Genomic DNA, 2,014 nt, shown 5'->3' with positions numbered 1-2,014 from the left:
AAAGCCTCTTGTTGTCTGGCTTCGACTACTGCCTATTTCCGATTAAGTCTATTGACTAAAACCTGCCGGATATCACGAAGTCGAAGGGGACCAGATCGACGTCGCTTTGTGAGTTGGTCGTACCAGACGGGACGGATTAGGTCGAGCCATCGTTCGGCAATGCTTCCCAAATCCACAGGTTCTTCTGATTCTGGCTGTGTTAACTCCAGTAATTTCCGGGCTAACTCTTCCCGCTCCTGGTCTCCACGGATTGCAGCTTCTTCTTGATAGGACTGCAAAACAATCCGCATCTCTTGCAAGGCTCGCTGTTTCTTTCTGGGCAGCAGCAATTCCTCAGTTCTGTGTAGCTGTTTCAGAAAAACCGTTAGGACTTTGGCAGCCTTTTCCATTTGTTCCTTAGGCAAGTTACTCACTCCTTCATCCAGTACACTTCGCAAATGCTGGCTAACATCCTCTAGATCAGTAACAGGGACAGCGTTAGGACTATCGAGATATACTCAGCGAGGTGCACCCCATTGAGTACCTGCAACAGCAAAAAAGACCCAGGGTCGTCGAGCAGCAACTACACTAATCCGCTTAGTTTCAATTGCTCTAACCGAGGCAATAACTCTGGCATCACTATTTCTCAATTGCTGGTAAATTTCGTGACGGATGAGGGCCTGATCACCCTCCACCAGCGATCGCACTGGGGCAAAGGCATCCAACAAGTTATCTGAGGGAGTTCCTGTCCTTTCAGCTTCATCTAACTTGGCAATAATCTCGGGCAATGCGGCGTCAGACAGCAGTTCTTCGGGTAAAGGCATGTTTGACCCAAGAATCTCAGAGGCGAACTGAACGCGTGTTAGAAACTGGGTAGTGCTAAACAAGTAATGATGCCTGAAACAATTGTTGCACAGGCGTTATAGACATCTAGCCAGAAGTCGCCCGCCTTGAGTATACGGCCTGCTTTTGACTTAAAAGCGCACTGACTTAACCAATCAGCAGCGTTTCAGCGCTCTGATCCTGGAAACTTCGGCCCTTTCCTTGAAAGATGGAGCTGTAGATTCGTGACTGCCTGGGCTTTTCAGCCATCCTTACAGCTTTAGGACTACCCCTTATTTCAGCCCCGAAACTGCTAAATCAACAATCTGAGCATGTACTGTGGCTTCAGCAACATACAAGCAAGCGACAGAAACCGGTAGTTTAAATCTTCGAGGTCCAGCACTGCCAGGATTAAGAAACAGAACTCCTTCTCGCTCCTCAATACTCGGCTTATGGGAGTGTCCACTAATCACAACCTGGACATTTGCCTTTTTAGGGTCAAAACTTAACTCTCTGACAATGTGCAGAAGATGAATTGAGACGTTTTCAACGGCGATCGTTTCAAGTTCAGGAATAGTCTGTGCCCATGCACCTGTATCAATATTGCCTCGAACTGCAACAACTGGAGCAAGGGCACTCAGTTCTTCAAGAATTTCTGGCTTGCCGATGTCGCCTGCATGAAGGATGAGATCAGAACCTGTTAGAGCTGCGATCGCTTCAGGACGTAGCAACCCATGAGTATCTGCGATTACGCCAACCTGTGTTCCTGTTTTTCGATGCGGCTTGCCTGACATTTCTAAATGCGTTGCCATTGCCCTAATGCCAAAACATTGTAGCTCTAATTCAAGGAGTGCTATTTTTTCTAAAGATAGATTGTTTTCGGAGATCCCTATGACTTACCAATCTTTCCATCAAAAGTATCGTCCACAGATCTTTGCAGAATTAGTTGGACAAGACGCGATCGCACAAACCCTGACCCCTGCGATCGCACAATCCCGCATTGCTCTAGCTTATATATTTTGTGGTCCGCGCGGAATAGGCAACACTGTCCCTTAAACATTTATTTGTCCAATTTAAACCTTTAGTGTCGAGGCTTAAGAAGCTTATGCCTTAGCAGTTTCAGTTGTGACACGAGCTCTTTAAGCACGACAAATAAATGTTCATCGATAGACTTGTCGGTAAATAAGGGAGAATAGAGAACAGTGACGAGATG

General features: G+C 46.6%; 4 protein-coding genes. 1 reads left to right on the top strand and 3 read right to left on the bottom strand.

Annotated features, from left to right (window positions below; translation table 11 throughout):
- Positions 1 to 32: 32 nt before the first annotated feature.
- From AC5I6P_RS07130 to AC5I6P_RS07120, 3 genes are all read right to left on the bottom strand, one after another.
- Complete coding sequence (locus AC5I6P_RS07130) at positions 33 to 413, bottom strand: hypothetical protein (protein WP_495693058.1); 381 nt, start codon at positions 411 to 413, stop codon at positions 33 to 35.
- An 84-nt stretch (positions 414 to 497) separates the two neighbouring features.
- Positions 498 to 803, bottom strand: coding sequence for a hypothetical protein (locus tag AC5I6P_RS07125; RefSeq protein WP_495693057.1), 306 nt, complete (start codon positions 801 to 803; stop codon positions 498 to 500).
- Positions 804 to 1,094: 291 nt separating this feature from the next.
- The gene (locus AC5I6P_RS07120; RefSeq protein WP_495693056.1) at positions 1,095 to 1,613 is read right to left on the bottom strand and encodes a metallophosphoesterase family protein; all 519 of its coding nucleotides are present in this window, start codon (positions 1,611 to 1,613) and stop codon (positions 1,095 to 1,097) included.
- Between the two features lie 79 nt (positions 1,614 to 1,692).
- Between AC5I6P_RS07120 and AC5I6P_RS07115 the strand changes: the two genes are divergently transcribed.
- Complete coding sequence (locus tag AC5I6P_RS07115) at positions 1,693 to 1,857, top strand: hypothetical protein (RefSeq protein WP_495693055.1); 165 nt, start codon at positions 1,693 to 1,695, stop codon at positions 1,855 to 1,857.
- Positions 1,858 to 2,014: the final 157 nt, after the last annotated feature.

It is taken from the genome of Myxacorys sp. (assembly GCF_059501405.1).
The sequence above is the reverse complement of the archived record's forward strand: the minus strand, read 5'-3'. Positions and strand labels throughout refer to the sequence as shown.